The following is a 5,512-nucleotide window of genomic DNA, read 5'->3' on the forward strand; positions in this document are numbered from 1 at the left end:
CCACCCGCCCGCACCGACGGACACAAAGTCGCCCTCGCCGTCGTGGTCCTTGCTGGTCAGCTGCACAACCAGACAGGTGCCCGCGGATTCGACAGCCACCACGAGGACCGGCCGGTCCTTGCCCCGTCCGTCGTTCTCCTCGAACGGCACCCACGTCCAGACGATCTCGCCGGGATCCGGGGCCCCGTCCGATTGCGGCGAGTAACTCATCCGCACCGGCCCGATGCGACGCGGATCGACCTCCGTGGTGGCGCTCGGCCCGGCCTCGCCCGGCGAGGCCTCTACCTTCGCGCGGGACGACCGCGCCCGTTCCCGGGCCGGGTGGCCGCGCACGGCTGCCACCGAGGATGAAGAGGAGGAGGAACGGGTCGTCGGTGTTGATGTCGACCGCCGCCGGCCTTCCCGTCCCGACTCCCGCGAGGGTGCCTCACCCCGGGGGCGGCCCCGTCACCAGGTCGGACACGATCTTGATCAGATCCCCAGCATTCCCATCCCGCCACGATAGTTAAACCGGCCGCGGCTCCTTGAGGAACGTCCCGACCTGGAGTCTTCCCGCCGTCCCGAGTACCGCCGCCGCGCCCCGGCAGAACGGGCGCCTCTCTTCAGGATCCCGCCGACACGCAGAGTGTTCGGGGCACAGGCATCGCCCTGGCAGACGACGGGCACGTCCACCGCGGGGCGTCGGCCGCGAGATCGGCGAAGGGCACTTTGCACGGCATTCTCAACGACGTCGGACTGACGATCGACGAGCTCGCCCCGTAGCAGCCGCGCCCGACGACGGGGCGTCTCCTGAGCGATCACCCGTCAGTCCGCGAATCGGACATCCGCAATGCTCGGCGTCGACCAGATGACGGGTCCAGGTCACATGGGCATCAGGCTGGCCGCGACCGTCGCCCCAAGCTCCCAGCAGGCCTCTCGCGCCGCGGCGTCCGCCTCACCGATGATCGAGAGCGGCTCGCGCAGGCGTTTCCACTTCAGCCCGGTAGCGATGGTCTCGACCCCGCGGATCGCTCCGATCGTGTCGCTGTTGCCATGGACGTAGAGGGCGTAAGGGCGACCAACCGTGGCATCCAAGATCGGATAGTAGATCTGGTCGAAGAAGTGCTTGAGCGCACCCGACATGTAGCCGATGTTGACCGGAGTGCCGAGCAGGTAGCCGTCGGCGGCGAGCACGTCGACAGCGGTCGCCGCCAGCGCCGGCCTGACGACGACGTCCACACCCTCGATCGCGTCATCACGTGCCCCGGCGAGCACCACTTCCAGCATCGCCTGCATCGTCGGCGACGGCGTGTGGTGGACAATCAGCAAGGTCGGCACCCCGGCATGCTACCGACACGCCACGTTGCCACCGGCACGGAAGATCAGCACTTACGGCAGTCAGGTCGGTGTACGCCGCCGCGGTGGCGTCGAGGGCGATGTTGTCGAACATGTGCGCCGGCGGCAGTCCGAAAACCGGTTGGCGGTGGCCGAAGCGGCCCTCCATCCTCCCCAGGGTGTATCTTCGCCAGAAACGGTCGGGTGATCGAGAATCCGTGAGGAACGTCAACCTGCGCGCCTTCGGTGACCACAGGACCGTCGTTGCCGAGGACACAGGTCGAGTCGTCGGCCACGTCATGTTCACCCGCAGCCTGCTCGATGCGCCACGGCGACTGGTCGAGGTGCAGGTCCTCAGCCCGTTGGCCTTGAGCGGTTCCGCGGGAAGCTGCGCCACCAGGTCGCCGAACCGCGCCGTTGGCTGGGGCAACTGCGGCGCAGTCTGATCGCGGGCGCGATCAGCGAGTCGAACATGATCGAGGGCTATACCGTCGGCGGGGCGGACGCCGAGGCGGTCGCGGCCGATGTCGGCGCTGCACTTCATGATATTTCGTGGTGATCGTGAAAGGTCGCCTGGCCGGTGCAGGGCTGGGCCGATCTGGGTGTCCGGGGCGCCGGACAACCCGCCGGTCTACACCGGGCCGGACGCCGAGCGCGCACCCAGCGCTACCTCGCCATGGGCCCCGCCGCCCAGGCTGAACGCTCCGTCGCGCCTCGATCATCGCCCGGCCGCTCCGCGACCCCTACGGTATCGACTGAACTCCGCTGCTATGGGCCGGGGTCGCGAAGCCCGACCGCGTCGTGCCGCCAGAACAGCTCTGAACAGCTCTGAACAGACAAGCGTCCCCGTCATCCATAGCTGGTAGGCCGGAAGCCTGATGGCCTGAAAGGCCGCATCGGGGATGCGTAGGGGCGGCTTGCGGAAGCCCTGGCCGCCGGGTGCGAAGCCGAAGCGGGAGGTAGAAGCCCGGGTCGCCTCCCAGGAAGACGACGGGCACCTCCCACTGGGCGAGCATGTCAAGCCCGCGTCGGACCAGAGCCGAGCCGACACCTTCTTCTGATGCGCGGGCGCGACGGCCAACAGCGTCCGCCCGTCGACCCCCGGCACGCGACACAACCCGCGACGATGCTACTTGTAGCGTCGGCGAGCTGCAGAAACGGGGCGCGTACGCTCCTGGGTAACAGTGAGCAGGTCTGGTCTGGTGGGGGCTGGTTTCCGATGCGGGCTGGGACGGCGCTGTCTGGCAAATACCGCCTTGACAAACCGCTGGGAAACGGCGGGATGGGACAGGTCTGGCAGGCTGTTGACCTGAACCTCGGCCGGGCGGTCGCGGTCAAGCTGATTCGTGGCCAGCAGCAGCACCCGGGGCTGCTGGAGCGGTTCCGCCGCGAGGCGCGCCTCGCGGCCGGTCTACAGCACGAAAACGTCCTGACCGTGCATGACTCGGGCATGCACGACGGTCACATGTTCATCGTCATGGAGCTACTGAGGGGCGAGGACCTCGGGAAGAAGCTCGCCCGGCACCCGAAAGGGCTTCCGAGGCGGCGGGTGGTGGCTCTGGCGCTACAGCTTGCCGAGGCGCTCGCGGTCGTCCACGAGCGCGGGATCGTGCACCGCGACCTCAAGCCCGCGAACCTGTTCGTCGTGCCGGTCGACCGGTTGAAGGTCTGCGACTTCGGGCTCGCGCGGGACTCCGCCGTGCCGTCCTCCCTGACCCCGCTGGCGAGCGTTATGGGCACCCCGCCCTACATCGCGCCCGAAGTGTGGCTGGGCATGCGGGCCGGGCCCGCCACAGACCTTTACGCGGTCGGGGTCATCCTCTACGAGCTGCTGACCGGCAGCCGCCCTTTTGCCGGGTCGAACCATGCGCTGATGCGCCAGCACCTCGACGTGGTCCCGACACCACCGCGCGACCGGAACCCGGCCATCGACGATCCGCTGAACGACATCACGCTGGCTCTGCTTGCCAAGAACCCCGCCGACAGGCCGAATGCCTCGGCGCTCGCGACGGCGCTCAACGCGATCCAGCGTTCTGGTGACCTCAAGCCGGCTTCCGGCCCCGTCAGCCCGGGTAAGGATCAGACCCGGGTGAACGTGCCGATCGCCTGCTCGTCGATAACGAGCAACCACATCGAGGTCTTCGTCCTCAACGACACCGAACAGCTCTGGCACCGCTGGTTCAGCCCCGGCCCGAACTGGTCTGCCTGGGAAAACATGTGGCGACCCGACGGCCAGGTCAGCGCAGTCGCCGCCGGGTTCCACGACGACGGTCACCAGGAGATCGCCGTCGCCATCGGCGGCACCGTCCACCACCGCTGGTGGGACAACGGCTGGTCCGACTGGCATGAGATGCCAACCGTCAGGTAGGCGGTCTACGGCGCCCGGGGCTGCTTGAGCTACGTCGCAACCTTGGCCAGAACGGAGCCACCGGGCTGACCACAGCCTGGTAGCTGATGGGATCATCTGCGGGCGCCGCCAGGAGCGGACTGGCATGGCCCGGGGCGGCATGCATCCGTTGATCGAGGCCGAGCGTGCGGAGATCCAGGGGCTCTGCCGCAGACTCGGCGTCTGGGACCACGCGCCGGCCGGGCTCTTGGTCCAACTCGCCCATCTCGAGGTCAGCCTTCGAGAACATCTCGTATTCGAACCGTGACGTGTGCACCGCAGGTACTCGGCCGGCACTTCGGCCGCCCGACGTCGCGTTACACCTGAAGGCCACCTGACGCACGCAGCCGGGCACCGCATCCCGCCGAGTGCGCGGAATCCTCTAGATTCGTACTTGACAATGCCACTCAGAAACGCGAAGGGACACGGGCAATGGCGACCGTGGCACGTGACCGGCTGGCGAGGATGTTGCGCGGCGACGCAGAGACCGCCTTCAGCGTGGAGCTGACGGCGAGTACGGATGACCTGAGCCTCGAGGTCGAGGGCATCGGGCCCATCACGTTCCCGGTGCCGCCCGCGCAGGCCCGCAAGCTCCTCGGCCTCGGCCAGCCCGCCCGGTTCGGCCGCGGCGAGGAGACGCTGACCGACCCGGGCGTCCGCGACACGTGGGAGATCCCGAAGGACCTCGTCCGCGCCAGGTGGGACGACGACGCGCTGAACGTCATCCTGACAGCGGCGAAAGACGAGCTCGGCCTGCCGATCGCCGCCGAGCTGACCGCCGATCTTCATTCTCTTCTGGTGTACGAGCCACGCCAGTTCTTCCTCGCCCATCAGGACAGTGAGAAGGACGACTCGATGATCGGCACCCTGGTGGTGACGCTGCCGTCCAGCTACACCGGCGGCGAGCTGGTGGTGCGGCACCTCGAGGAGCGGAAGACCTACCGGGGGTCGAAGACAGAGCTGTCGGTGGTCGCCTTCTATGCCGACTGCAGGCACGAGGTCCTCGAAGTGCGGTCGGGGTACCGGATCGCGCTCACCTACAACCTCCTGCTACGCGGGGACACCGACTTGCCAGAGGGTGACGAGGGAGCAGTCGCCGAACTGGTCGATTTCCTTCGCGAGCACTTCAGCACACCGGTGCCCACCTATCGCCCCGAAGCCGTGGCCTACCCGCCGAACCGGCTCGTCTACCTCCTCGACCACGAGTACACCCCACGCGCGCTGGGCTGGAGTGGGTTGAAGGGCGCCGACGCCGCTCGCGTGTCCCTGCTGCGGGCCGCAACCGAGCGGGCGGGGTACGAGGCCGTCCTCGCGCTCGCCGATGTCAAGACGACGCACAGCACCTACGAGCCGGATGACGGCTACGGGTACCGACAGCGCTACTGGGATGACGACGAGGACGAGGACGGCGAGGACTCTGACGGCCCGGCCGACTACGAGATCCAGGAACTGATCGACGTCGACGTCACGCTCACGCACTGGACCGGTCCGCACGGCGACCGGCTGGAAGCGACCTCGCTGGACGTCGGCGCCGAAGAGGTGTGCGCGTCGGCCAGGACGGATGACCTCGAGCCCTATGCCTCGGAGTACGAGGGCTACATGGGCAACTGGGGTAACACGTTGGACCACTGGTACCACCGGGCGGCCGTTGTCGTGTGGCCCCGCGAGCAGGCCTTTGCCAACCGTGCCGAAACGTCGCCCGCCTGGGCGCTTGACGCGCTCGCCGAGATGGCGCTGGCGGGCGACGTGTCGGGCGCGAAGGCCGCCGCGGCGACGCTCGAACCGTTCTGGGACAGCGCTCTGCGCGCACGG

5 protein-coding genes are annotated in these 5,512 nt (G+C 68.3%); 3 read left to right on the top strand and 2 right to left on the bottom strand.

Translation table 11 applies throughout. From position 1 onward, the window contains the following. Both CV1CTNOD_RS15870 and CV1CTNOD_RS15880 read right to left on the bottom strand, forming a co-directional pair. Window positions 1-333: type II toxin-antitoxin system PemK/MazF family toxin (locus CV1CTNOD_RS15870; protein ID WP_165485549.1), on the bottom strand; the 333-nt coding region annotated here is incomplete at its 3' end. Window positions 334-861: 528 nt separating this feature from the next. After that, window positions 862-1,275 carry a flavodoxin family protein gene (locus tag CV1CTNOD_RS15880; protein ID WP_131786851.1) on the bottom strand — a complete coding sequence of 138 codons (414 nt, stop codon included), beginning with the start codon at window positions 1,273-1,275 and terminating at the stop codon, window positions 862-864. Window positions 1,276-1,532: 257 nt separating this feature from the next. Between CV1CTNOD_RS15880 and CV1CTNOD_RS28410 the strand changes: the two genes are divergently transcribed. From CV1CTNOD_RS28410 to CV1CTNOD_RS26815, 3 genes are all read left to right on the top strand, one after another. After that, on the top strand, window positions 1,533-1,760 hold the full coding sequence (locus CV1CTNOD_RS28410; RefSeq protein WP_207386480.1) for a hypothetical protein: 228 nt from the start codon (window positions 1,533-1,535) through the stop codon (window positions 1,758-1,760). Between the two features lie 773 nt (window positions 1,761-2,533). Continuing rightward, window positions 2,534-3,682: a protein kinase domain-containing protein gene (locus CV1CTNOD_RS15900; RefSeq protein ID WP_165485550.1), complete on the top strand. Its 1,149-nt coding sequence runs from the start codon at window positions 2,534-2,536 to the stop codon at window positions 3,680-3,682. A 450-nt stretch (window positions 3,683-4,132) separates the two neighbouring features. After that, window positions 4,133-5,512, top strand: a 1,380-nt coding sequence (locus CV1CTNOD_RS26815; protein WP_242606741.1) for a 2OG-Fe(II) oxygenase, incomplete at its 3' end; no start/stop codon positions are given.

Origin of the sequence: Protofrankia symbiont of Coriaria ruscifolia (assembly GCF_900634745.1) — a bacterium.
Classification (GTDB): Bacteria; Actinomycetota; Actinomycetes; order Frankiales; family Frankiaceae; genus Protofrankia; species Protofrankia californiensis.